General features: G+C 68.2%; 26 protein-coding genes. 16 read left to right on the top strand and 10 right to left on the bottom strand.

Features of this window, described 5'->3' with window-relative positions:
- Positions 1–53 precede the first annotated feature (53 nt).
- Together P7B02_RS01510 and rpoH are read left to right on the top strand one after the other, a co-directional pair.
- Positions 54–1,499, top strand: coding sequence for an amidohydrolase family protein (locus P7B02_RS01510; protein WP_277784532.1), 1,446 nt, complete (start codon positions 54–56; stop codon positions 1,497–1,499).
- A gap of 248 nt (positions 1,500–1,747) precedes the next feature.
- Complete coding sequence (gene rpoH, locus P7B02_RS01505; RefSeq protein WP_431355766.1) at positions 1,748–2,638, top strand: RNA polymerase sigma factor RpoH; 891 nt, start codon at positions 1,748–1,750, stop codon at positions 2,636–2,638.
- On the opposite strand, the gene P7B02_RS01500 is transcribed toward rpoH, so the two are convergent.
- The 6 genes from P7B02_RS01500 to P7B02_RS01475 form a co-directional block, all read right to left on the bottom strand.
- On the bottom strand, positions 2,635–3,369 hold the full coding sequence (locus P7B02_RS01500) for a response regulator (RefSeq protein WP_277784531.1): 735 nt from the start codon (positions 3,367–3,369) through the stop codon (positions 2,635–2,637). The two genes, rpoH and P7B02_RS01500, sit on opposite strands and share 4 nt — an antisense overlap.
- Positions 3,370–3,448: 79 nt before the next feature.
- Positions 3,449–4,228, bottom strand: a complete 780-nt coding sequence (locus tag P7B02_RS01495) for a response regulator (protein WP_277784530.1) — start codon at positions 4,226–4,228, stop codon at positions 3,449–3,451.
- A 9-nt stretch (positions 4,229–4,237) separates the two neighbouring features.
- Positions 4,238–5,314, bottom strand: a complete 1,077-nt coding sequence (locus P7B02_RS01490; protein ID WP_277784529.1) for a hypothetical protein — start codon at positions 5,312–5,314, stop codon at positions 4,238–4,240.
- Positions 5,315–5,440: 126 nt separating this feature from the next.
- The gene (locus P7B02_RS01485) at positions 5,441–6,727 is read right to left on the bottom strand and encodes an adenylosuccinate synthase (RefSeq protein ID WP_277784528.1); all 1,287 of its coding nucleotides are present in this window, start codon (positions 6,725–6,727) and stop codon (positions 5,441–5,443) included.
- Between the two features lie 111 nt (positions 6,728–6,838).
- Positions 6,839–7,444 carry an acyloxyacyl hydrolase gene (locus P7B02_RS01480; RefSeq protein ID WP_277784527.1) on the bottom strand — a complete coding sequence of 202 codons (606 nt, stop codon included), beginning with the start codon at positions 7,442–7,444 and terminating at the stop codon, positions 6,839–6,841.
- An 82-nt stretch (positions 7,445–7,526) separates the two neighbouring features.
- On the bottom strand, positions 7,527–8,666 hold the full coding sequence (locus P7B02_RS01475; protein WP_277784526.1) for a zinc-binding dehydrogenase: 1,140 nt from the start codon (positions 8,664–8,666) through the stop codon (positions 7,527–7,529).
- Between the two features lie 251 nt (positions 8,667–8,917).
- Between P7B02_RS01475 and P7B02_RS01470 the strand changes: the two genes are divergently transcribed.
- Together P7B02_RS01470 and P7B02_RS01465 are read left to right on the top strand one after the other, a co-directional pair.
- On the top strand, positions 8,918–10,564 hold the full coding sequence (locus tag P7B02_RS01470; RefSeq protein WP_277784525.1) for a M28 family metallopeptidase: 1,647 nt from the start codon (positions 8,918–8,920) through the stop codon (positions 10,562–10,564).
- Between the two features lie 38 nt (positions 10,565–10,602).
- On the top strand, positions 10,603–11,991 hold the full coding sequence (locus P7B02_RS01465) for an L-serine ammonia-lyase (protein ID WP_277784524.1): 1,389 nt from the start codon (positions 10,603–10,605) through the stop codon (positions 11,989–11,991).
- 4 nt (positions 11,992–11,995) lie between these two features.
- Here the strand turns inward: P7B02_RS01465 and P7B02_RS01460 are convergent, their stop codons facing one another.
- The 4 genes from P7B02_RS01460 to P7B02_RS01445 form a co-directional block, all read right to left on the bottom strand.
- The gene (locus tag P7B02_RS01460; RefSeq protein ID WP_277784523.1) at positions 11,996–12,202 is read right to left on the bottom strand and encodes a hypothetical protein; all 207 of its coding nucleotides are present in this window, start codon (positions 12,200–12,202) and stop codon (positions 11,996–11,998) included.
- 88 nt (positions 12,203–12,290) lie between these two features.
- Entirely contained in the window at positions 12,291–13,607 is a 1,317-nt protein-coding gene (locus P7B02_RS01455; RefSeq protein ID WP_277784522.1) for a sensor histidine kinase, read from the bottom strand.
- Positions 13,604–14,266, bottom strand: coding sequence for a response regulator transcription factor (locus tag P7B02_RS01450; RefSeq protein WP_277784521.1), 663 nt, complete (start codon positions 14,264–14,266; stop codon positions 13,604–13,606). The genes P7B02_RS01455 and P7B02_RS01450 overlap by 4 nt, the downstream gene beginning before the upstream one ends.
- On the bottom strand, positions 14,263–14,574 hold the full coding sequence (locus P7B02_RS01445; protein WP_277784520.1) for a PepSY domain-containing protein: 312 nt from the start codon (positions 14,572–14,574) through the stop codon (positions 14,263–14,265). The genes P7B02_RS01450 and P7B02_RS01445 overlap by 4 nt, the downstream gene beginning before the upstream one ends.
- Positions 14,575–14,682: 108 nt before the next feature.
- Between P7B02_RS01445 and P7B02_RS01440 the strand changes: the two genes are divergently transcribed.
- The 12 genes from P7B02_RS01440 (at position 14,683) to yidC (ending at position 24,162) form a co-directional block, all read left to right on the top strand.
- Positions 14,683–14,958: a PepSY domain-containing protein gene (locus P7B02_RS01440; protein ID WP_277784519.1), complete on the top strand. Its 276-nt coding sequence runs from the start codon at positions 14,683–14,685 to the stop codon at positions 14,956–14,958.
- A gap of 201 nt (positions 14,959–15,159) precedes the next feature.
- Entirely contained in the window at positions 15,160–16,275 is a 1,116-nt protein-coding gene (locus P7B02_RS01435) for an endonuclease/exonuclease/phosphatase family protein (RefSeq protein ID WP_277784518.1), read from the top strand.
- 63 nt (positions 16,276–16,338) lie between these two features.
- The gene (locus tag P7B02_RS01430; RefSeq protein WP_277784517.1) at positions 16,339–17,136 is read left to right on the top strand and encodes a DUF72 domain-containing protein; all 798 of its coding nucleotides are present in this window, start codon (positions 16,339–16,341) and stop codon (positions 17,134–17,136) included.
- A 22-nt stretch (positions 17,137–17,158) separates the two neighbouring features.
- Complete coding sequence (locus tag P7B02_RS01425) at positions 17,159–17,848, top strand: beta/gamma crystallin-related protein (protein ID WP_277784516.1); 690 nt, start codon at positions 17,159–17,161, stop codon at positions 17,846–17,848.
- Positions 17,849–17,937: 89 nt separating this feature from the next.
- Positions 17,938–18,576 carry a beta/gamma crystallin-related protein gene (locus P7B02_RS01420; protein WP_277784515.1) on the top strand — a complete coding sequence of 213 codons (639 nt, stop codon included), beginning with the start codon at positions 17,938–17,940 and terminating at the stop codon, positions 18,574–18,576.
- Positions 18,577–18,652: 76 nt separating this feature from the next.
- Positions 18,653–19,279: a TetR/AcrR family transcriptional regulator gene (locus P7B02_RS01415; protein WP_277784514.1), complete on the top strand. Its 627-nt coding sequence runs from the start codon at positions 18,653–18,655 to the stop codon at positions 19,277–19,279.
- A gap of 9 nt (positions 19,280–19,288) precedes the next feature.
- Positions 19,289–20,335, top strand: a complete 1,047-nt coding sequence (locus P7B02_RS01410) for an alpha/beta hydrolase (protein ID WP_277784513.1) — start codon at positions 19,289–19,291, stop codon at positions 20,333–20,335.
- A gap of 5 nt (positions 20,336–20,340) precedes the next feature.
- Positions 20,341–21,324, top strand: coding sequence for an NADPH:quinone oxidoreductase family protein (locus P7B02_RS01405; protein ID WP_277784512.1), 984 nt, complete (start codon positions 20,341–20,343; stop codon positions 21,322–21,324).
- Positions 21,325–21,391: 67 nt separating this feature from the next.
- Complete coding sequence (locus tag P7B02_RS01400) at positions 21,392–21,574, top strand: DUF3606 domain-containing protein (RefSeq protein WP_277784511.1); 183 nt, start codon at positions 21,392–21,394, stop codon at positions 21,572–21,574.
- A gap of 138 nt (positions 21,575–21,712) precedes the next feature.
- Complete coding sequence (rpmH, locus tag P7B02_RS01395) at positions 21,713–21,847, top strand: 50S ribosomal protein L34 (RefSeq protein WP_166573095.1); 135 nt, start codon at positions 21,713–21,715, stop codon at positions 21,845–21,847.
- Positions 21,848–21,937: 90 nt separating this feature from the next.
- Positions 21,938–22,318: a ribonuclease P protein component gene (rnpA, locus tag P7B02_RS01390; RefSeq protein ID WP_277784510.1), complete on the top strand. Its 381-nt coding sequence runs from the start codon at positions 21,938–21,940 to the stop codon at positions 22,316–22,318.
- Positions 22,319–22,353: 35 nt separating this feature from the next.
- Entirely contained in the window at positions 22,354–24,162 is a 1,809-nt protein-coding gene (gene yidC, locus P7B02_RS01385; RefSeq protein WP_277784509.1) for a membrane protein insertase YidC, read from the top strand.
- Positions 24,163–24,164 lie beyond the last annotated feature (2 nt).

Genomic DNA, 24,164 nt, shown 5'->3' with positions numbered 1-24,164 from the left:
ACGCGGCCGCCCACACAATCGCCGGTCTTATAGGGCGGCTTCCAGGGATCAGAATGACGATGACCGGCAAGTTCATGGGCGCGGTGTTGTGCGCCTCTCTGCTGTTCACGCCAGCCGCCTTCGCACAGGATGGCGGTCCTCTGGCGCGGCCGATCTATGAACGCGATCAATGGCTGCCGCCTTCGGTTCCGACCTCGGACGACGTGCTGCGCGTTCCGACGCCGGCCACTTACAACGCCCCTAAGGGGTCTTTCGTGCTGGTCGGCGGGCGGCTGTTCGACGGCACCGGCAAGGCGGCGCGGCCTGCGACGGTCGTGGTCATCGGCAAGACCATCACCGCCGTGCTCGAACCCGGCGACCGCAACTGGCCGGCGGAGGCCGTGGTCCATGACGTGACCGGCAAGACGGTGATGCCGGGTCTGATCGACTTGCACACGCACCTGACCTTCATGGCAGGCTCCGACGCGGCCAGCGTCTATTCCAGCGCCAATCTGAGCGCCTCGGAATCCACCATGCGCGCGGTGAAGCGCATGTCGGTCTATCTGGAATCGGGGATCACCAGCGTCCGGGACGTCGCCTCGCATGGCGACGTGCCGTTCGTTCTCAAGCGTCTTCAGGCCTCCGGCGAGGTTCCCGGTCCCCGCATCTTCACGGCGGGCCAGCTGATCACCCAGACGGGCGGGCACGCCGCGATCCATACCTTTGGGCCCGGCTGGCCGGAGGTGGCGAACGGCAACCCCAATGGCATGGCGCGGATCGCCTCCGGTCCTGACGGATGGCGCGAAGCTGTACGCATCCAGTTCGCCAAGGGCGCAGACCTCATCAAGCTCGCCAGCGAGTACTCGCAGGACGAGATCACCGCCGCCGTGGACGAAGCGCACTCCCTGGGCCTGCCGGTGACCGTCGACGCCGAGACCCAGTACATCGACATGGCGATCAAGGCGGGCGTGGACTCTATCGAGCACCCCCTGCCGCGCAGCGACGCCGCGGTCGCCCTGATGGCCAAGCGCGGCATCGCCTCGGTCCCGACCATGATCGCCTATCGCGTGATCCAGCGCGGCAGCGGCGGCTACTTCGGCTCCACCTCGCGCCGCTTCGAGCTGAATGAAACGACCATCGAGGCCATGGCCGCCAAGATGCGCCGCGCGGGGGTGAAGATGGGGATCGGGCTCGATGTGGTGGCGCTTGCCGGCACGGGTTTCCTGCCGGGCTCCTATATCGACGAGCTGGAGAGCTTCACCCGCATCGGCTTCACCAAGAGCGAGGCGCTGGTGGCGGCCACCAAGACCGGCGCGGAGATCATGCGCATGGGCGACCGGCTGGGCACGATCGAACCGGGCAAGCTGGCGGACATCATCGTCGTCGATGGAAACCCCGATCAGGACTTCGCGGCCCTGCGCAGGGTGAAGACCGCCTTCGTCAACGGCCGGCTGATGCTGCAGGACGGCCGCATCTACAAGGAGCCGCACGTCGAGGTCCCGCTGCCCGAGCGCAAATAGCTCCGGCGATTCGCATCGGCCACATACAAGCGCGGGAGAGCCGGGGCGGCTAGTTTGCACGCCATGGAGTGGTTGTCCGGCCGCCATCGACAGGGCTATTATGTCCTAGTCCGGCGCTCGGACATTACAATTGCGTCATCGGTCTTACCTTCGCCGCAACGCATTCCTATCTGATGCCTTCAATGGGGGCTGGGACGTCGCGCGGATCGCCGCGCGGACAGCTCCAAGAAGAAAAGGGGATCATCGCAATGGCTGCTGCAAGCGCACTCGCCGTCATGTCGCCGGAAGGCGGCCTCTCGCGGTACCTCTCTGAAATCCGCAAGTTCCCGATGCTGGCCAAGGACGAGGAGTTCATGCTCGCCCAGGCCTGGAAAGAGCACCAGGATCCCGAAGCCGCGCACAAGCTGGTCACCAGCCACCTGCGCCTCGTGGCCAAGATCGCCATGGGCTATCGCGGCTACGGCCTGCCGATCGGCGAGGTGATCTCCGAGGGCAACGTCGGCCTGATGCAGGCGGTGAAGAAGTTCGAGCCCGACAAAGGCTTCCGCCTGGCCACCTATGCCATGTGGTGGATCCGCGCCTCGATCCAGGAATACATTCTGCGGTCCTGGTCGCTGGTGAAGATGGGCACGACCGCCGCGCAGAAGAAGCTGTTCTTCAACCTGCGCAAGGCCAAGAGCCAGATCGCCGCCTTCCAGGAAGGCGACCTGCATCCGGACCAGGTCTCCGCCATCGCCACCAAGCTGGGCGTTCTGGACAGCGAAGTCATCTCCATGAACCGGCGCCTGTCGGGCCCGGACGCCTCGCTGAACGCGCCGCTGCGTTCGGACAGCGAGAGCGAATGGCAGGACTGGCTGGCCGACGACAATCAGGTCAGCCAGGAAGACGCCGTCGCCGAGACGGAAGAGAAGTCCCTGCGCATGGGGCTGCTCGAAGAGGCCATGACCGAGCTTTCGGACCGCGAGCGTCACATCCTGACCGAGCGGCGTCTGAAGGACGATCCGACCACGCTTGAGGAGCTGGCCGCCCAGTATGGCGTCAGCCGCGAACGCGTGCGTCAGATCGAGGTTCGAGCCTTCGAAAAGCTGCAGAAGTCGATGCAGGCCGCCGCCCGCGAGCGCAATCTGGTTGAGGCCTAAGCGGCGTTCTTCAGTCCGTCGGCGATGACGGTGACGATGGCGTTGATGGAGTCCTTCAACCGCCGGCGTTCCAGGATTTCACCACTGATGGTGATGTAGTCCTTCAAGTCCCCGGCGGCGTAAGGCAGGCCGGGGATGTCGAAGGTCCGCAGAATCTCCGCCTGAGCCAGAAGGGCGCGGCAGGCCTCAGCTTGGTTCGTGTCGAACAGCGTGAGCGCCTGATGCAGGAGCTTCATGGTGTCGGTGACCCGGTCGATGCGCTCCCGGATCTCTTCGAGGGTCTCCTCGCGTGGTGTTTCGTCCACGGGCGCGACGGGAGCCTCGCTCTTCTGAATCCGCGCCGCTGCTGACTCCAATCGTTGCGACAACCCGCCCATGGTGTACGGGCGGCGGAGGAATTCCTGCACCCCCGCATCCTTCAGGCTGTTGATGAGCGCAGCGGTCGGCTCGGCGCTGGTCAGGATCACCGGAGCCGCGCGGCAGGCCCAGTCGCTGGCCCGCAGCTTGCGGGTGAACTCGAGGCCGTCCACCTGCTCCGGCGCATGGGCGATGAACAGCAGGTCGGGCGTTCGCGTCGTGGCCAACTCCACCGCCAGCTCCACGTCGAATGCGAAGTGGATGTCGCAGCGGGTCAGGCTGTTCAATAGGCTGGCGAGCATGCGCGCCGTATGCACGTGCGGCTCGACGATCAGCACGACCGGGTCGTTCAGCAGCAAGGTTGGCGTATTCACGACACGAACCTCCACGAGGGTCGTCTGTCGTACGATTGTGAGCGTTAACACTTGGTGCGTCCCCTTGACGCACAAGGGATCAGCCAGCGGGAACCAGGGCGAGAAGAGCCTGGATCTTCTGGCGGAGCTGATTGCGCGCCAGCGGTCCGCTGCTCACCGGCCGATCCAGCCAGGTCGCGAGTTCGACGGCCAGCGGGCCGCCGCCGGGGATCGATTCAAAGGCGGGATACAGGGTGTCTGCGCGAGCCTTCAGGGCGGCGATCACTTCATCCGGGCTGACATCCAACGCTGCGTCGGCGTTGCGCAGCAAGGCCAGAACCGCCTTCTGAACGGCCACGGTCTCCTTGGCGCGCTTGTCGCTCAGGCGCTTGGGCGGTCCCTTGTAGTCGCCCGAGTTGAAGCGTCGGCGGTCCGGCCCGACATAGCTTTCGGCCTGAATCCACGGGCGCGGGGTGATCACCGCCACCACCCGCTTGGTCAGGTCGCCCAGGTTGAAGGGTTTGCGGAGAAACTCGTGCACCCCCGCGTCCCGCGCGCCGAACAGGACGGCCGCCGTGGCTTCGGTGGTGGTCAGGATCACCGGCGTGCCGCGCGCGGGCGTCATGCTGCGGCGCAGCCGGCGGGTGAACTCCAGCCCATCCATCTCGCCGGAGACATGCTCCACGAAGATCAGGGTCGGGTTCAGGTCGTTGATCGCCTTGAGCCCGGTCGCGGTGTCGGCGACGATCGTCGCCTCGCTCGGCGCCAGGTCGCGCAGCTGGGTCGCCAGCATCCGGGCCGGTGCGGCGTCGCGGTTGATGATGAGGACGCGGGCCACGCGTTCGGCCACCGCCCGGCTCAGCTTGGGATCGAGCGACATGCGGCGGCTTTACGCTTCCTGCTGCCGTTGCAGGCTGGCCTCGAAGTCGTTGAGGATGTCGTACACCTCGTCCACCGGCGCCACCGGCGGACGACCCGCCGGGAAGCGGTAACGCCAGAAGCTGCTGATGTGAGAGATCGCGCCGATCTTCTCGCCCAAAGACAGGAACAGTTCCGGCGCCGACAGCAGGAAGGCGCGGAAGGCCTGGGCCTTGCCGTTGATGGTCAGGTCGCGGAAGGCGTCATTATAGACTTCCAGCGTGCGCTGGACGTCGCGCTTCTGCAGCAGGATCGACCGCTGCAGGCGCTTGCGGACGGTGTCGATATGAGAGGCCGTGTCGGGGTCCGGCACGCGGCTGGCCACCAGGTCGCCCAGTTCCCGGACCACGGAGCGCAGCTGCGGCTCCAGCACGCTGAACATCCACTTGTAGTAGAGGACGCCCTTCCAACTGAACACGCCCTCGCGGAAGCTTTCGCCCTCCAGCACCAGGGTGCGGCGCAGGGGCTCCAGGCGCTCGTCCACGTCCGTGGACAGCAGGGCCTTCACCAGGCTGCCGGTCTCGTTGGCGCTGGTCTTGCCGTCGTAGGCCAGGCGCGTGAGCTCGGAGATCTGCCCGCCCACGAAGCTCTGCATCTGCTCCATGTCCGCCTGAGAGATGGCGAAGTAGCAGGGCGCCACGCGGTGCCCGTGCCGGCGCAGGTTCTCGCGCAGCAGGAACGGGTCCAGCGAGGGCAGGGCGTCGATGATCCGCAGGACGCGCAGGTCGCCCGTGATGTCCGGCACGTCGCGGCACGCTTCGCGCAGGATGTCGGTCCAGCCGCGCTGCCCCACGAACAGCGACTGGCCGCCCAGGCCCAGGTCGCTGCGCTCGAAGGGGATGATGATCTTGGTCGCCGTCGCCCGCGCGTCGTCGAACAGGTAGGAGTCGTCGGGTCGCAGCCGGTGCTTGATGATCAGCGCGGTGTTGAGCACCCGGCTGCGGAAAAGCGGTGATTCCAGATACTCAGGACGGGTCCCGCTCTGCATCTCAACGGCGGGTAGATTGAGAACACGGCTGGTCGACGCGGTCTTTTGCAGGGCGCGCAAGCCACGCGCCGAGCGATCACCGCCGCCGGATCCGAATTTCCCAAGGGCGGACAAAAGTCTCGCCTCCCCCGTAGCCAAAAGCCCCACCACGTCGCGTGTGGTTGAGCTTGGCTAACCACATCCGCTTCACCCCTGAAAGGGGTCACGCATCAGGATGGTATCGTCGCGTTCCGGGCTGGTCGAGAGCAATGCGACCGGCGCTTCGATCAACTCCTCGATTCTACGGACATATTTCACCGCATTCGCGGGCAAATCCTTCGTCGAGCGGGCGCCCTGCGTGCTTTCGTCCCACCCCTCCATCTCTTCATAGATCGGGATGGCCGCGGCCTGGTCGCGCATGCCGGCGGGCAGATAGTCCAGGGTGCGGTCGCCGATCTTGTAGCCGACGCAGATCTTCAGGGTCTTCAGGCCGTCCAGCACGTCCAGCTTGGTCAGGGCCACGCCGTCGATGCCGTTCAGGGCTACGGACTGGCGCACCAGAACCGCGTCGAACCAGCCGCAGCGGCGGGCGCGGCCGGTGTTCACGCCGACCTCGCGGCCGACCGTGGCCAGGTGCTTGCCCACCTCGTCATTCAGTTCGGCGGCGAAGGGGCCTTCGCCCACGCGGGTGGTGTAGGCCTTCACGATGCCCAGGACGTAGCCGGGGCCGCGCGGGCCCATGCCCGAACCGGCCGCGGCCTGACCGGCCACGGTGTTGGACGAGGTGACGAACGGATAGGTGCCGTGGTCCACGTCGAGCAGGGCGCCCTGCGCGCCTTCGAACAGGATGCGGCGGCCTTCCTTGGCGGCCTTGTCCAGCAGGCGCCAAGCCGGCTTGGCGTAGGCCAGGATCTTCGGCGCGATCTCCAGCAGTTGGGCCAGCAGGGCCTCGCCGTCGGCTTCCGGCAGGCCGAGGCCGCGGCGCAGGGCGCCGTGGTGGCTCAGCAGGCGCTCGATCTTGGGCTTCAGGGCTTCCGGATCGGCCAAGTCGGCGACGCGGATGGCGCGGCGGCCCACCTTGTCTTCATAGGCCGGGCCGATGCCGCGGCCGGTGGTGCCGATCTTCTGGGACGAGGCGGCTTCCCGCGCTTGGTCCAGGTCCTTGTGCAGCGGCAGGATCAGGCAGGCGTTGTCCGCCACCACCAGCATCTCGGGGGTGATCGCCACGCCCTGGTCGGCGATGCGGCCGATCTCGTCCAGCAGGTGCCAGGGGTCGATGACCACGCCGTTGCCGATGACCGACAGCTTGCCCTGCACCACGCCCGACGGCAGCAGGGCCAGCTTGTAGACCTTGCCGTCCACGACCAGCGTGTGGCCGGCGTTGTGGCCGCCCTGGAACCGCACGACCACGTCGGCGCGGTTGCTGAGCCAGTCGACGATCTTGCCCTTGCCCTCGTCGCCCCATTGGGCGCCGATCACGGTGACGTTGGCCATTTTCGGATACGCTTTCTCGTCCTGCCCGGCGACGCCCCAAGCCCTTCGACAGGTCTCGGCAGGGGGCGGTTATCAGGTTGTCAGGAGGGCGGCGGGAAGGCCGCCCGAAAGTCAGAAGCTGTAAACCAGCCGCACGCCGACGTCGTCAAGGCCCTCGTTCTTGCCGCTGGCCAGGATTTGACCATGGCTGAGGTGAACCCAGGACAATTCCGCGGCGATCTTCTCGTTGAAGCGGTAGCCCAGGGTCAGTTCCGGCTGGAACAGAATCTTGGAGCCGAACTCGATGCGCTCCTCGCGCAGGTCGATGCGGCGCTGCAGCTCCTGCGGCGTCAGGTTCGGCTCCCGGAAGCTGGGCAGCTTCGAATAGCCGTCCTGATAGGCCAGACCGAGGCCGGGCTGGAAGTAGAAGCCGTCCTCGTCCCCGAAATCGATCGGCCACACCAGGCCGCCCGATACGAAGCTGGTGTCGCCAGACGTGTTGGCGCTGGCCTGGGCGTAGAACTTGGGCTTGCCCAGCCAGGGCGCGCGCTCCCAGCGGTCGGACCGCACGCCGACCATGATGTCGACCCCGTCCTCCTTGCCCGCCGCGCCCACGCCCAGGGCGCTGCCGATGAACGTCACGTCGTGGCCGAACACGCCCACGAAGACCTCTTGCGCGCTGGCCGAACCCGACAGCGCGACAAAGGCGGCTCCCGCCGCCAACAAAAATTTCCGCATGGAAGCCCCGTATGTCCCTGAACGCCGGTCTATGCCGAACCCGCTGCTTCGCCAAGGGGTTGCGCGGGTTCGGCGGGCCGGATCAGCGGCTGGGGTCGATCAGGTACTTCTCGCCGGTGGCGCGGCGCGCATAGGCGGCGAGGTTCGGCAGCTCCAGGGCCTCGCTGAGCGACAGGGTCTGGTGATAGCGGCTGGCGAAGGTGGTGGTCAGCTCGGCGGCCACCTTGGCGCGCAGGCGCATCATGCCTTCCATGCCGATCTTCTGCAGGAACGGCGTCAGCAGCCAGGCGCCGATGGCCCAGGAGAAGCCGAAGGCCCGCGACAGCTCCGTCGGCCGGGTGTCCAGCGCGCCGTAGATATAGGCCTGCTTGAAGGTGGTGGAGCCGTAGCGGCTGTACTCCGACATGCGCGCCACCGCGCCCGCCTCCATGGCGGTGAGGATCTGGCCCACCAGTCGGCCGCCGCCCACGGCGTCGAAGGCCAGGGTCGCGCCGGTCTCGGTGATCGCGGCGGTCAGGTCGTTGATGAAGCTCTCGGCGCTGGAATCCACCACATGCTTGGCGCCTTGCTGGCGCAGCAGGTCTGCCTGAGCCGGGCTGCGCACGACATTGACCAGACCGATCCCTTCGGCCTGGCAGAGGCGATTCAGCATCTGGCCCAGGTTCGAGGCCGCCGCTGTGTGGACCAGGGCGGTGTGGCCCTCCATCCGCATGGTCTCCACCATGCCCAGCGCGGTGAGCGGATTGACGAAGGCCGAGGCCCCCTGTTCCGAGGTGATGTGGTCCGGCAGGACGAAGGCCTGGCGGGCGTCGACTACGCGGAACTGGCTGAACATGGCGCCGCCGGCCAGGGCCACGCGCTTGCCGATCAGGGCTTGGGCGGCCGCGCCCGAGCCGGCGGCCACCACGGTGCCCGCGCCTTCATTGCCGACCTCCATGGGCTGATCCAGGCGGGCCTTCAGGCCCTTCAGCGCGCCTTGCGGAACCGGCGCGCGGACCACGGGGCCGAACTCGCCGGCGCTGGACGTGGCGGTGGAGATGTCCGCCGGGCCGATCAGCAGGCCCAGGTCGGACGGATTGATCGGCGCCGCCTCCACCCGCACGACGATGTCGTTCTCTCCCGGGGTCGGGGTGGCGACCTTCGCCAGGCTCAGCTCCAGCTCGCCGCCGGAGGTGACCTTTGAATGAAGCTGCAGGCCCTGTTCGAAGTTGGTCGATGACATAAGGCGGTCTCCCTTGCCGACGCGGCGTGTTTTGGCGCGGAGCTTAGGCGCAAAGTCGGGCGCGGTTCAAACGATCGTTCGGCCTTCGCGGGTGTCCGAAGGCGCGGATGGTGCTCCAATCCGTGCGCCACAAGCTCAAGTTTGCGACGTGACCGGCACCGTGACCGATGGTCTCTCGGACGGCCCTAGCGGCGGCGCAAAGGCGGCGCTAGGGTCCGCCGCCTCAAAGATAAGGTCGTCTGGAAACGTCCATGAAAAAGCTTCTGCTCTGCACCGTCTTCGCCGCTCTGCCGGTCGTGGCCTTCGCCGCGCCGCCCATGGAAGCGGCTCGCCTGAAGGCGGATGTGAAGACCCTGTCCTCCGACGCCTTCGAAGGCCGGGGGCCCGCCACGGCGGGCGAGGTCAAGACTGTCGATTACATTTCCGCCCAGATGAAGGCCGCGGGCCTGGAGCCGGGCGGCGACCTGAAGAACGGCAAGCGCGCCTGGACCCAGGACGTGCCGCTGGCCAAGTCGGACATCGTCGGCACGCCGAGCCTGAGCCTGACCATCGGCGGTCTGGCCAAGCCGCTGCGCCAGGGCGAGGACGTGGCCATCCGCGCCAACATGCGCGGCGAAAGCCACGTGTCGGTGAAGGACGCCCCGGTGGTGTTCGTCGGCTACGGCGTCAGCGCCCCGGAAAAGAACTGGGACGACTTCAAGGGCATGGACCTGAAGGGCAAGATCGCCCTCGTCCTCGTCAACGACCCGGACTTCGAGACCGGGCAGGGCGACTTCGGCGGCAAGGCCATGACCTACTACGGCCGCTGGACCTACAAGTACGAAGAGGCCGCGCGCCAGGGCGCCGTCGGCTTCATCGTCATCCACGAGACGGCGCCGGCCTCCTACGGCTGGGCGACGGTCAAGAACTCCAACACCAACACCATGTTCGACGTGGTGCGGAAGAACCCCGGCGACACCCATGCCCCGGTCGAGGGCTGGATCCAGCGCGACCTGACCGTGGACCTGTTCAAGCAGGCCGGACTGGATTTCGAGGCGCTGAAGAAGCAGGCCCAGACCCGCGCGTTCAAGCCGGTGGTCCTGAACGGCGTGACCTTCTCGGCCGACTACGACGTGAAGCAGGAGACGATCGTCTCCAAGAACGTGGTGGGCAAGCTGACCGGCAAGACCCGTCCGGACGAGACGGTGATCTACAGCGGCCACTGGGACCATCTGGGCGTCGGCTTGGCGGACGCCCGCGGCGACACGATCTACAACGGCGCCATCGACAACGCGACCGGCATCGCCGGCCTGCTGGAGCTGGGCCGCGCCTACGCCAAGGCTCCGCGCACTGACCGCACCGTGGTGTTCATGGCCGTGACGGCGGAAGAGAAGGGCCTGCTGGGTTCGGAGTACTACGCCGCCAACCCGCTGTACCCGCTGGCCAAAACCGCCGGGGTCATCAACATGGACTCCATCAGCCCGCAGGGCCCGGCCAAGGACTTCACCATCAGCGGATCGGCCGAGTTCGGCCTGCTGGACGACCTGATCGCTGAGGGCGCCAAGAACAACCGCACCTTCATCCGCGACCCCAACCAGCAGTCTGGCGGCTTCTACCGTTCGGACCACTTCCCGTTCGCCAAGCGCGGCGTGCCGGCCCTGTCCTTCGGGTCGGGCCGCGACATGGTCGTGGGCGGCCGTGAAGCGTCGAAGGCGTGGGGCGAAACCTATGGCCGCGACCGCTATCACCAGCCGGCGGACGAGTTCGAGGAAAGCTGGCCGTTCACCGGCATGGTCGCCGACCTGAGCCTGCTTTACGACACGGGCCGTGCCCTGGCGGACTCCAACCGCTGGCCGGAATGGGCCGACGGGCAGGAGTTCAAGGCCGCCCGCGACGCCTCCAAGTCCGAACGCAAGTAAGGATCGCGCCGCCCGTCTCCCACGGGCGGCCGCTCACCATGACCGCCAGCGTCTTCGACCTGTTCAAGCTCGGCGTCGGTCCTTCGAGCTCCCACACCATGGGACCGATGACCGCCGCCGCCCGCTTCTGCGCACGCCTTCGCGAGAAGGGGCTGCTGCCCCGCGTCGCGCGCGTGGAGGTGAAGCTCTACGCCTCGCTGGCCCTCACCGGCCGGGGACACGCCACCGACAGCGCCGTGATCCTGGGTCTGGCCGGTTTCGCGCCCGCCACCCTGGACCCGGACGAGGGCGAACGCGTCCTGGCGACGGTTCGCGCCGAACAGCACCTGAAGCTGGCCGGCGAGGCTTCCATCGCCTTCGACGAAGCGCGGGACATCGTCTGGGCCGGGCATGAGCGCCTGCCGCAACATCCCAACGCTCTGACCTTCACCGCCTTCGACGCCGCCGGCGAGACGCTGGACGAGCGCACCTGGTTCTCCATCGGCGGCGGCTTCGTCCGCGACGAGGAGGAGATGGGCTGGAACGACCGGGACGAAGCCGGTCCCGAGGTCCCCTATCCGTTTGAATCCGGCGCAGACCTGCTGGCTCGCGCAGATGCCGCCGGCCTGACCATCGCCGAACTGATGCTGCGCAACGAGACCGCGGTCCGTCCCGAGGCCGATGTTCTAGCCGGGCTGGATGCCGTGTTCGGGGCGATGGAGGCCTGCATCGACCGGGGCCTGCGCCAGGAGGGCGCTCTGCCCGGCGGCCTGAACGTCAAGCGCCGCGCCAAGCAGGTCCACGACAAGGTCCGCGACCGCATGGAGCGGCAGATCAGCGACCCGCTGGCCGCCATGGATTTCGTGAACCTCTGGGCCCTGGCCGTGAACGAGGAGAACGCGGCCGGCGGCCGGGTGGTCACCGCCCCCACCAACGGCGCGGCGGGCCTGATCCCGGCGGTGCTGCGGTTCTTCGTGCGCTTCCACAAGGGCACGCCCGAGCAGATACACACCTTCCTGCTGACCGCCGCCGCCATCGGCGCGCTCTACAAGCGCAACGCCTCGATCAGCGGGGCGGAGGTCGGCTGTCAGGGCGAGGTCGGCGTGGCCTGCTCGATGGCCGCCGCCGGCCTGGCCGCGGCCCTGGGCGCCACCAACGCCCAGATCGAGAACGCCGCCGAGATCGGCATGGAGCACAACTTGGGCCTGACCTGCGATCCCATCGGCGGCTTGGTGCAGATCCCCTGCATCGAGCGCAACGCCATGGGCGCCATCAAGGCGATCGACGCCGCCCGCCTCGCCCTGCTGGGCGACGGGCAGCATTCGGTCAGCCTAGACAAGGTCATCGCCACCATGAAGCGCACGGGCGACGACATGAGCGAGATCTACAAGGAGACCTCGCTCGGCGGCCTCGCGGTCGGCCTGGCGGTCAACCGCGTCGAGTGCTGACGGTTCAGGAGGCTCGCGCCGACCGGTTCAACCGGGTGCTCAGCGCCCGGCGATAGACCTCGCTGCGGACATAGTCGTCGTAGCGGGCCTCGAAGCTGCCGGCCGAACGGCGCAGCTCCAGGATGATCTTGCGATAGCGGGCCTCGTTGCGCTCCGGCGGCATGGACAGGACCGTGGCGGCATCCTGCAGCAATTCGGAAATCTGGTTCATGACGTCTCCCTGTCAGCGGGTTGGCGTGCGGTGCTGAAGCTTGAACGCGCGAACCTGACGTTCGGCTGACGACGACGACGATGTGATGTCAGTTTTCTGGAGAAAGGCGGACAAGAAGCCCGCCGAGCGGACTTTTCTCCAGGGACAGCGACCAGTCGTAGGCCGCCAGAACCTCCGTCGCGATGGCCAGGCCCAGGCCGGCCGATCCCCGCTCGTCCAGCCGCCCGCCTCGGCGCACGGCCGTCTGACGCTGGGCTTCGTCCATGCCCGGGCCGTCGTCCTCAACCACCAGGGCGGCGTCCTCGACGCCGATCCGAACCGTGGCGCGGGCGTGTCGGGCCGCATTGTCGAGAATCGCCCCCAGCGCTTCCGCCAGATCGGCGTGGCTGATCGGGCCGACGGCGTCTTCCGGCACTTCGTTGCGCCAGGTCAGGCGCTCGCCCTCGGTGGTGCGCGAGATCACCCGGATCAGCTGGCCGGTCACGGTGTGCATGCGGCAGACCTGGCGCGGCGCCTCGGCGGCGGCGGCGGCGCGCACGCGGGTCAGTTCGCGGTTCACCTGCCGCTCCATCGCCGTCACGGCGGCCTGCATGGCCGCGGCGGCGTCCTCGTGCCCGGCGGCGGCCAGGCGACCGGCCTGATTGCGCAGGGCCGCCAGCGGGGTCTTCAGCCCATGCGCCAGATCCCCGGCCCGCGCCTGGGCCGCCTGGATCGAGGCCGCCCGGGCGTCCAGCAGCCGATTGATGGCGGCCACCAGGGGCAGGACCTCGCTGGGGTGGCGTTCGGCCAGGCGGGCTTGCGGATCGTCCAGTCGGTCGGCGGCGCTGCGCAGCCGCTCCAGCGGGCGCAGCCCCACCTCGACTTGAATCCAGGCGGCCAGCGACAGGGCGATGCCGACCACGATCAGCGACAGGGCCAGGTCCTCGTTGAACTCGTGCCGGGCGTCGGCCACGGCGGTGTCGTCCATGGAGGCCTGCAGGATGGCGGGGTAGGGGCGGCCGTCGCGGATCAGGCGGACCCGGCGTTCGGCCACCAGAAGTCCGGCCTCGCGGCGGGGGCGGCCCACCTCGGTCTCCGCGCCCGGCGGCGGCGGCTGGCGGTCCCAGAGCGAGCGGGAGTGGATCTGCCGGCCGGTGACAGGGTCGGTCACGGTCCAATAGACGCCGCTGAGCGGCTGGCTGAACCGCGTGTCGCTCAAGGGGCGTGACAGCGCCAGCTGGCGCTCCGGCGTCAGGGTCAGGCGGGCGGCCAGACTCTGGACGTGCATATCCAGTTGCTCGCCATAGCGCCGCTCCACATGCTGTTCGAACATGGCCGACAGGGCGATGAAGGCCACGAACAGAGCCGCGGCGATCGCGGTGCCGGCCATGGCCAGCAGCCTCAGACGCAGGGAGCCGCTCTTCATGCGTCCGCCGCCAGGCCGTAGCCGAAGCCGCGCCGGGTCTCGATCACCTTGGGACCGGTCTTGCGCCGCAGCCGGGCGATCAGGGCTTCCAGGGCGTTGGGGTCGCGGGCGTCGGCGTCGCCATAGACATGCTCAGCCAGTTCCGCCGGCGGCACGATCCGCTCGGCGTGATGCGCCAGATAATGCAGCAGGCGGTATTCCAGCGGCGACAGCTCCAGCGCCCGGCCGTTCACCGCCACGGACATCCGCCGGGTGTCGATCACCAGCGGGCCGCGGGTCAGGATGGCCGCCGCCTGCCCGGCCGCACGGCGGGTCAGGGCGCGAAGACGCGAAACCAGCTCCACCATCTCGAACGGCTTGGCGAGATAGTCGTCGGCGCCGGCGTCGATTCCCTCGACCCGCTCCATCCACGAGCCGCGCGCGCTCAGCACGATGACGGGCGTGCGGTTGCCCGCGCCGCGCCACAGCTTCAGCACGCTGAGCCCGTCGCGGATCGGCAGGCCCAGATCCAGCACCACCGCGTCGAAGGTTTCGGTGTCGCCCAGGAACCAGGCGGTCTCGCCGTCCTCGGCGGTCTCCACCGCGAAGCCGCTGGCGGTCAGAGCCTCCGCCAGATCCGTGCGCAGGACGGCGTCGTCCTCGACCACCAGCACTCTCATGGACGTTCGATCTCGATCTCCAGGACCTTGGCGGTCTTGGCGTCCATCTCCACCTCGCGGATCGCTCCGTCGGACTGGAGGACCTTGAACTCATAGACCCAGCGGCCGCGCTCACGTTCGAAATCGACTTCGATGACCGTGCCCGGAGCGACCTTGGCCAGGTGCTGAAGCATGACGTCCAGCGGCAGGGCCTCGCCCCTGGCGACGGCCTTGCGGGCGCGCTCGTGATCGGAGTCGCCGGCCAGGGCGGGGGAGCCCAGGCTGAGGGCGGCCAGGACGGCCAGAAGGGGAAGGCGTGTGACGCGCATGGGAAAGCTCTGCCCCATCAAACCTGACGCGTGGCTGACGGCCAAGACCGGCGGGACGTCAGGAGGCGGGGCGCAAGGTGGCGAAGTTCAATCACGAAAGGCGAACCCATGACCTTCAAGACCCGCAACCTGATCCTGGCCGCCGGCGCGGCCGTCCTCGTCGCCGGCGGCGCCGTTGCTGTCGCCCAGACCGGGGCTCCCGCCCAAGGCGGAGCCAAGTTCTCGGTCGCCGCCGAACGGGTCGAGGCCCTTGGCTACACCATCCTGGAGATGGATCGCGACCGCAGCGGCTTCGACATCGAGGCCATCGCCCGCGACGGCCGCCGCATGGATCTGGACGTCGACGCCTCCGGCAAGATCGTCCGCGAACGTCTCGACGACTAAATCCGCGATGGGGTTTGTGACACTGGCTGTCACAAACCCCCACGGAACTTTCGCCGCCTTTTCATAACAGCGTCATCGAACGCGTGGAGAGAGGCGACGCCGGGAATAGATCAACAGACATCCGGCTGCATCTGAACAACGTGGACCTCGGCCATCTCTAGTTCGGCCAAGCATCGCGGTCCGCATGTCTAGGAGCGGCGTATGGCGTATCTGGCATCTGCGACCCTGGCCGCCGCTTTGACAGCGGCGTCCGCGGCGATCCCCAACGAAACCCCTTCCATTCTCACCGCCCCCGTCACGCCCGCAGCGGAACTGACGGCGAAGGCCGATCTGCAAAGCACCGAAATCAGCGTGCTGACCTATAATGTGAAGGGGCTGCCCTGGCCGATCGCCAAGGGGCGGGCCGAGGCTCTGCGCGAGATCGGCGAGGAGCTGGCTCAGCTGCGCCGCGACGGCCGGCAGCCCGACGTCGTCCTGATCCAGGAAGGCTTCCGCGACGAGATCGAGGATCTGGTCTCCGCCAGCGGCTACGCACACTGGGCTCGCGGGCCCGGCCGCTCCGAGCGGGCCGCCGGTCCGGCCCCGGAAGAGGCCAAGCTGTTCCGTCCGATCCGCTACCTGCGCTCGGGCGAGGGGTGGGGCAAGCTGACGGGCGCCGGCCTGCACGTGCTCAGCGATCTGCCGATTCTCGAGGTCCGGGCCGCGCCCTATCGCTACTGCGCGGGCTTCGACTGCCTGGCCAACAAGGGCGTGATGATGGTGCGCCTTTCCCTGCCCGGCGGGCCGGGTGAGATCGACATCGTCAACACTCACATGAATTCCCGCAAGGCCGCCAAGGTGCCCACCGAGCGGTCCTTGCAGGCGCACCGCCTGCAGACCGACGAACTGCTGGGCTTCATCAAGGCCAACTGGACCGCCGAACGGCCCCTGCTGGTGGGCGGGGACTTCAACGTCAAGAACGCCCCCGACCGCTACGGCTGGCGCGCCTCGGCCCGCCCGTATCAGGTGGTCAGCGAGTTCTGCAGCAGCCCGTCGGCCGGCTGCGTTGGCCAGGCCGCCGTGGCCGAGCCCTGGCTGAAGTCGCAGGATCTGCAGGCCTTCGTCAGCAAGGGGCCGGTGGATGTCCGCCCCGTCCGCATCGACACCCTGTTCGGCTTCGACGGGCTGAAGGCGCGGCTTTCGGACCACGACGGCTATCTTGTCCGATACCGCCTGAGCTGGAGCCCGACCGTCCTGGCCGCCGCCAAGACCGTCGGACCGGTCGTGGTGCGGCCGCAGTTCAAGAATCCTGGCCTGCGGGTGTCTGTGAAGTACTGATCGTCGGGGCTGGCGAAGCAGCCTGCGGAATGCTGAATTGGCGGCCCGCCAATGGAGGTCGCCATGTCCAAGGGTAAAGTTCGCGCCGGCATCGGCGGCTGGATCTTCGAGCCGTGGCGCGGGACCTTTTATCCCGACGACCTGAAGCAGAAGGACGAGCTGTCCTACGCCAGCCGCCATCTGACGGCGATCGAGATCAACTCCACCTACTATTCCAGCCAGAAGCCGGCCACCTTCGCCAAGTGGCGGGACGAAACCCCCGACGGCTTCGTCTTCTCCGCCAAGGCTTCCCGCTACTGCACCAACCGCCGCGTCTTGGCCGAGGCGGGGGATTCCATCGAGAAGTTCGTCACCCAGGGCATCACCGAACTGGGCGACCGGCTCGGCCCCATCGTCTGGCAGTTCATGGCCACCAAGAAGTTCGACCCGGACGACTTCGAGGCCTTTCTCAAGCTGCTGCCGCGCAAGCAGGACGGCCTGGCCCTGCGCCATGTTATGGAGGTGCGACACGACAGCTTCAGCACCCCCGCCTTCATCGACCTGTGCCGCAAGCACGATGTCGCCATTTGCCTTGCCGACCACGAGACCTTCCCGATGATCGCCGACGTGACGTCGAGCTTCGTCTATGCCCGCCTGATGACCGGCGTGGACGAGGTTCCGACCGCCTACAAGCCCGCCGAGATCAAGCGCTGGGCCCAGCGATTCGAAACCTATGCGGCCGGCGGCGCGCCGGACGACCTGCACAAGGTGTCCGCCCAGGAAGCTTCACGGGAACCGAGGGACGTCTTTGCGTTCTTCATCCACGAAGGAAAGGTGCGCGCGCCCGCCGCCGCGCAGGCGCTGATCAAGGCGCTGGATTGAGAGCACGATGCCAATGAAAGCCATGAAACGACTGATCCTGGCGGCGGCCATCACGGCCGTGGCCCTTCCGGCGGCGGCCCAGTGGCGGCCGGACCGCCCGGGACGTCCCGACCGTCCAGGCGGCTGGGAGCGGCCGAGCCTGACCCTGTTCGAGCGTCCCAACTTCCGCGGCCGCTCGATCACCTTCACCGGCAGCGTGCGTAATCTGGCTGACACCGGTTTCAACGACCGGGCCGGCAGCGCCCGCGTCAGCGGCGTCTGGCGTCTGTGCGAGGACCGCGACTATCGCAGCCGCTGCGAGGTGGTGGATCGCGACGTGGCGAACCTCGGCGCCTTCGGCATGGATCGTAAGGTGTCTTCCGCCGCCTGGGTGGAGAACGGCCGTCCCGGCCCCGGAAACGGCCCAGGGCCTGGCCCCGGCGGTCCCGGCTTCCCCGGCGGCGGCCCGCGCCCTGGTGATCCGCCGCAACTGATCCTGTTCAGCGAGCCGAACTTCCGCGGCCAGCGGATCGAGGTGTTTGATACGGTGGGAAACCTCTCCAGCCGCGGCTTCAACGACCGGGCCATGAGCGCCCGGACCGTCGGCCGCTGGCAGGTGTGCGAGGACCGCGATTTCGGCCGCCGCTGCGAGATGCTCTACGGCGATTTCGGCGACCTGGGCGTCCTGGGCATGAACCGCCTGATCACCTCGGTCCGTCCTCTGGGCCGATAAGCTGCGCTTGACCGCCGGTCTGTTCAGCGCGACAGACCGGCGATAGGCGCATTTGTCAGCGCCCCGCGTAATTTTTCAGGAGCGCGCCGATGAAGCGTCTGATCCTCGCCGCCGGCCTGCTGGCCCTGGCCGCCCCTTCCGCCCACGCCCTGCCCAAGCCGAACCTGCCAGACTTCGGGGCGATCCCCGGCCGCGTCTTCCCCAAGAAGGAGGAGCGCCGTCTGGTCCTGTTCGAAGGGGCTCACTACACCGGCCGCGCGGTGACCATCCGCACCGCCGAAAGCAACCTGACCCGTCTGCACATGAACGACCGCGCCAAGAGCGCCCGCGTCGTCGGCCAATGGCGCCTGTGCGAGGACTCCCGCCTGCGCGGCAAGTGCGAGGTGGTGTCGGCGGACATCCCCGATCTGGCCGCCGCCGGCCTGCCGGCCCTGTCCTCCGCCGCCTTCGTGCGCGGTTCGGGCGTGGCGAAGCCGGCCAAGGCCGCGCCGCAGCTGACCTTCTACTCCGCCCCGGACTTCCAGGGCGAAACCCTGGTCCTGACCAAGAAGTCGGGCCGTCTGGCCAAGCAGGACTTCAACGACAAGGCCATGAGCGCCCGCGCCGTGGGCCTTTGGAGCCTGTGCGAAGACGACAACTACGGCAGCCGCTGTCAGACCGTGGAAGGCGAGATCCGCAACCTCGGCCTGCTGCGCGGCCGCGTCTCCTCGGCGCGCCCCGGACGGTAAGCCGCTTGCGCGAGGGGGCCGATTGAGGCTCTGATCGTGACGCGGCGTCAGATTCGAGCCGCGCCTGAAGCGCACGATGTCACAAGTCGCCTATCTGCCCGTCGGCAAGCGTGAACAGACCAAGGCGGCCAACCGCCGCGCCATCCTCGACGCCGCGCGCGAGGTGTTCGGGGAGCTGGGCTACGAAAGCGCCACGGTGCGCGACATCATCCGCCGCACCGGCCTGTCCGTGGGCGCCTTCTACAACTACTACCGCTCCAAGGAAGAAGTGTTCGAGGCCCTGGCCGACGACGGCGCGCGCCGTTTCCGGCCGCTGCTGCGCGCCGCCTATGAGAGCGCCGAGGGCTTCGAGTCCTACGTCCGCGGCGCCATCCAAGCCTATTTCGACTTCCTGGCCGATGAGCACGAGAACTGGCAGGCCCGCCGCCCGGCCGGCGAGCGCCTGCCTCACACCCATGTCCAGACGCCCGAGATGGCGGCGGTGTTCGACGAGATCCGCGACGCCCTGGCCGAGGTGATGGAGCGCGGCGACGCCCCCCGCGTGGACCCCGACTATCTGGCCGTGGCCTGCATCGCCGTCTCGCGCGAGATCGGCGAGCGCATGTTGCAGCGCCGACCGATCGACACCCGCGTCGCCGCCGATTTCGCGGTGGGCATGATCATGGGCGGGGTCGCCGGCCTGCCGCGCCTCTACGCCGACTAGGAAGCAAGCATGGCCAGTCCCGCCGTCCAGAAGCTGGTCCTCAAGACCATCCTGTCCCTGCCGACCCCGCTGCTGCGGGCCATGTCGGGCGGCGGCGTGGTCTGGAAGGGCGGGCGCACCCTCGATCCGCGTTTCCAGTTCTTCGCCCACGCAGCGCGCAAGCTGCCCTCCATGACAACCCTGTCGCCGGAGGAGGCGCGCATCGGCAGCGCCCGCGGCCTGGCGGCGGTCTCCGGCCCGGTTGAGCCGGGCGTGCGGACCGAAAGCCTGTCCATCGACGGACCGGCCGGAAGCATCCCCCTGCGCGCCTATCGCCCCCTGGACCAGGACGCCTCGGCGCCGATCCTGGTCTTCGCCCACTTCGGCGGCGGGGTGATCGGCGATCTGGAGACCTGCGACGCCTTTTGCTCGATCATCGCCCGGCGCGTGCGCTGCGCGGTGCTGTCGGTGGACTACCGCCTGGCGCCCGATCATCGCTTCCCCACGGGGCTTGAGGATGTGCTGGCCGCCTATCGCTGGGCCCGCGACAACGCCGACCGCTTCGGCGCCCCGTCCGGCGTGGCGGCCATCGGCGGCGATTCCATGGGCGGCAACTTCGCCGCCATCATCGCCCAGGACATGAAGCGCGCGGGCGAGCCGCAGCCGGCCCTGCAGCTGCTCATCTATCCCGCCGTGGACGTGGCCAGCGAAACCCAGTCCATGACCACCTATGCGGACGCCTATCCGCTGTCGCGGTCGATCATGGAGTGGTTCATGGGCCACTACATCGGCCCGGACGCCAGCCCCGCCGATCCGCGCCTGTCGCCCAACGTGACCAAGGACCTGTCCGGCCTGGCCCCCGCCGTGGTGGTCACCGCCGGCTTCGATCCCCTGGTCGACCAGGGCGAGGCCTACGCCAAGGCGTTGAAGGCCGAGGGCGTCCCTACGGTCTATCGCTGCTATGACAGTCTGGCCCATGGCTTCACCGCCTTCACCGGCGCGGTGCCCGCCGCCGACGCCGCCTGCCGCGAGATCGCCGACCTGATCCGCCAGGCCTACGACGGCCGGCAGGCGTAGGGGCCATGCGCGCCCTGGTCGTTGAAAGCCTGGGCCAGGACTATGCCGGCTGCGCCGTGCGCGAGGTTCCGACGCCCCAACCGGGGGCGGGCGAGGTGCTGGTCCGCGTCCGCGCCGCCAGCATCAATTTCCCCGACCTGCTGATGACCCGGGGCGAGTACCAGCTGAAGCCACCCCTGCCGTTCACGCCGGGCCTCGATCTGGCGGGCGAAGTCGCCGACCTGGGCGAGGGCGTCGCCTCGTTCGCGGTTGGCGACGCCGTGGTGGGCGGCGCGCGCCTGGGGGGATTCGCCGAATACGCCGTCCTGTCCGCCGCCGGACTGAAGCCCAAGCCTGAGCGTCTGTCCTTCGCCCAGGCCGCCGCCTATGGCGCGGCCTATCTGACCGCCTGGGTCTCTTTGGTCCGCCGCGCGCGGCTGCAGCCGGGGGAGTGGGTTCTGGTCCACGGTGCGGCGGGGGGTGTCGGTCTGGCCGCCGTCGATCTGGCCAAGGCCCTGGGCGCCAGGGTCATCGCCGCCTCGGCCTCCGACGAAAAGCTGGCGATTCTCCAGGCCGAATACGCGCCGGACGCGGTGGTGAACGTCACCGGCGGTTTCCGTGAGCGGGTGAAGGCGATCACCGGCGGGCGGGGAGCCGACATCATCTACGACCCGGTCGGCGGCGACATCTTCGATGAAAGCTGCCGCTGCGTCGCCTTTGACGGCCGCCTGCTGGTGGTGGGCTTCACCTCCGGCCGCATCCCGAACGTCGACGCCAACATCCCGCTCATCAAGGGATTCTCGGTGATGGGCGTGCGGGCCGGCGAGTATGGCCGTCAGTTCCCGGAGCGCGGCGCCGAGGACCGGGAATCGGTCTGGCGCCTGGCCGACGAGGGCCGCATCAAACCCCGTGTTCATGCCGAGCTGCCCCTGGACCGCTGGCGCGAGGCCTTCAACCTGCTGGCCGACCGCCAGGTGGTGGGCAAGGCCGTCATCCGCCCCGATCTCTAGGCTCCGGTCAGGCTTGCGCCTATCCTGGCTCCGCGTCGGCGCTTCGCCAGGGACGCTGGAGGCGGATATGGCGGGACTGAAGGACAAGCGCGGCTTCATCGATAAGGAGCGACTCGACCTGTCGGAGCGCCAGGCCGTGGAATACTGGATGAAGCGCTGGGGCGTGACGCGCGACCAGATCACCGCCGCGCACCGCAAGGTCGGCCGCCTGACCAAGGACATCGCCGCCGAACTGGGCAAGAAGCGGTAGGATCTGATCGCTCGCAGGGTCGAAACCCGGCCCGGCGGGCCAGACTCAAGTTGACAGGCTGGCGGCCTTCCCTTATCCACCGCCGCTCACTCGCGACGGGGCTTCTCCCGGCGTGAAACTCAATTTCGGAGCCACATCGTGAAGCGGACCTTCCAGCCGTCCCGACTCGTGCGCAAGCGCCGTCACGGCTACCGCGCGCGCATGGCCACCAAGAACGGCCAAAAGGTCGTCGCGCGTCGCCGCGCCAAGGGCCGCAAGCGCCTGACGGCCTAATCCACGTCCGGCCTGATGGCCGACGCGGAACTTGAAGACATCTCTCGCCCCGTCGATCATGTCGGCGGGGCGATTGTCGTTTCAGGACCCATGATCCAGTCCCTGACCATCGAGCGCATGAAGGTCCGGCCGCAGTTCCTGGCGGCGGCCAAGGGGCCGTACCTGGCCCGCGGCGCAGTCATGGTCCAGATGTTGCCTCGCAACGACGGCGACCCCGTGGTCCACGCCGGTTTCACCGCCACCCGCAAGGTCGGCGGGGCTGTGGTCCGCAACCGCTGCAAGCGCCGACTGCGCGAGGCCGCGCGGCTGCTTCTGCCCGAGTTGGGCAAGCCTGGATGCGACTATGTGTTCGTCGCCAGGGGCGGCACGGCGACGCGCTCCTGGCCGCGTCTGCTTGACGACGTGAAAAGCGCGCTGATAAGCCTCGCGGCCGAACGCGCGCCCGCAAAGGGCCAAGACGCCCCTATATGAGCCGCAGGCTCCATTCCCCGCTTCCAAGGCCCCGCATGAACAACGACTCCTCCCGCAATACGATCATCTTCGTCGTGTGCGCGGCCGTCATCTTCATCGCCTACCAGTTCTTCGTGCTGGAGCCGGCGACCAAGAAGCGTCAGGCGGAGCAGCGCGCCCGCGCCGCCGTCGAGCAATCGCAGAAGGGGTCCAACGCCGGGCCCCTGGGTCCGAACGCTTCGGCCCCGGCCCAGCGCGTGAACCGCGCCCAGGCCGCCGCCGGCAGCCCGCGCGTCGCCATCGACACCCCGGCCCTCAAGGGTTCGGTGTCGCTGAAGGGCGCCCGCATCGACGACCTCTACCTGACCCAGTACCGCGAGGCGGTGACCCGCAACTCGCCGCCGGTCGAGCTGTTCCGCCCCGAGGGCGCTGAGCACGCCTACTTCGCGGACTTCGGCTGGGTCGGTCAGAACCTGCTCGGCCTGCCGGGCCCGAACACCGTCTGGACCGTGGCCCAGGGCGACAAGCTGGCGCCGGGCCGTCCGCTGGTCCTGACCTACGACAACGGCCAGGGTCTGCAGTTCAGCCGCCGGATCGAGGTGGACGACAAGTTCATGTTCACCGTCAGCGACACCGTCCGCAACACGGGCGGCGCGCCGGTCAGCCTGACCCCCTACGCCTCGGTCCAGCGCCAGGGCGTGCCGCAGCACCTGGGCACGAACCAGATCGTCCACGAGGGCGGCATCGCCATGCTGGGCACGGAAAAGCCCGACCTGCACGAAGCCAAGTACAAGAAGTGGAAGAAGGAGCCCGACCAGTCCTTCGCCTCCAAGGGCGGCTGGATCGGCATCAACGACAAGTACTGGCTGGCGGCCCTGATCCCGTCCCAGACCGAAACCATCAAGGGCCAGTTCCGCGTCACCCCCGTGGCCGGCTCCGACATCTACGACGCCAACTGGCTGGGCTCGGCCCGCACCGTGCAGCCGGGCGCCGCCATCACCGAGACCAGCCGCCTGTTCGCCGGCGCCAAGACCGTGCCGGTCCTGCGCGAGTATCAGAAGGAGCTGGGCGTTCCCCGCTTCGACATGGCCGTCGACTGGGGCAACTTCTGGTTCTTCACCCGCCCGATCTTCCTGGTGCTGGAGTTCGTCTTCAAGCAGGTGGGCAACTTCGGTCTGGCCATCCTGGCCCTGACCGTTCTGGTGAAGCTGCTGTTCTACCCGCTGGCGGACAAGAGCTACGAGTCCTTGGCCAAGATGAAGAAGGTCGCCCCGCAGGTCGAAGAACTGCGCGGCCGCTTCAAGGACGATCCGGCCAAGCAGCAGCAGGAGATGATGGCCCTCTACCAGCGCGAGAAGGTCAACCCGTTCATGGGCTGCCTGCCGATGCTGGTGCAGATCCCGGTCTTCTACGCCCTGTTCAAGGTGCTGACCGTCACCATCGAAATGCGCCACGCGCCGTTCTTCGGGTGGATCAAGGACCTGTCCTCGCGCGATCCGTCGACGATCTGGAACCTGTTCGGCGTCATCCCCTACGACCCGGCGCTCCTGCCGGTGGTGGGCGGCCTGCTGAACGGCCCGCTGCACCTGGGCGTCTGGGGCATCGCCTATGGCGTGTCCATGTGGCTGAGCCAGGCGATGAACCCGCCGCCGGCCGATCCGGTCCAGCGCAAGATCTTCGCCTACATGCCGATCATCTTCACCTTCATGCTGTCGCAGTTCGCGGTCGGCCTGATCATCTACTACACGTGGTCGAACCTGCTCACGATCGCCCAGCAGTACGTGATCTTCCGCCGCTACAAGGTGGACAACCCGATCGACGACATCATCGGACGTCTGTCCGGCAAGAAGCCGAAGGCGGCCTGATC

The organism is Caulobacter segnis (assembly GCF_029543125.1).
GTDB classification, from domain to species: domain Bacteria; phylum Pseudomonadota; class Alphaproteobacteria; order Caulobacterales; family Caulobacteraceae; genus Caulobacter; species Caulobacter segnis_D.
Note: the sequence above shows the minus strand (reverse complement) of the source record. Positions and strands in the feature narration are given on the sequence as shown.